The organism is Snodgrassella sp. M0351 (assembly GCF_016100575.1).
Taxonomy (GTDB): Bacteria; Pseudomonadota; Gammaproteobacteria; order Burkholderiales; family Neisseriaceae; genus Snodgrassella; species Snodgrassella alvi.
In genome coordinates this window covers 1-424 of sequence record NZ_JACFSG010000018.1, presented here as the reverse complement: position 1 = coordinate 424, position 424 = coordinate 1, and the positions used below count along the sequence as shown (strand labels likewise).

The window sequence follows — 424 nt, the reverse complement described above, 5'->3', positions numbered from 1 at the left end:
AACTGACCGGCATTAACCGCATCAAGAGAACCTTGAGCTATATTACCGGCTGCAATATTGGTAATCCGCTGTGCAGTACCATTATAACCAGCATCATAAAACCCTGTATTGTTACCTGTACCATCATCTTTCCATTGCAATGCATTTTTGGTCAGATTAGCTACATTAGTAATAACATTACTTGTTGATAATTCATCCAGAGTTTTGTTTAATGAATTCACTATATCCGATGTAGATGTTGACAGAGCAGACAGATCGGTTTGCACTGTGTAAAGCTGTCCGCCGGTTACTGCTTCATGCGAACCCGCTGCAATCTCACCATCTTCCACGTTAAAGATCTTACCTAAACCTAGATCACGGGTCAGATTGTTTGGTCTTCCTGCATCAAATCCGCCTTTATCATCATTCCATTTCAGTGCTTTCT

Annotated in this window: 1 pseudogene; it reads right to left on the bottom strand. The window is 41.0% G+C overall.

Annotation, left to right across the window (positions count from 1 at the left end):
• Positions 1-424 (bottom strand): annotated as a pseudogene (locus tag H3V01_RS10920) (hypothetical protein); the annotation flags it as partial.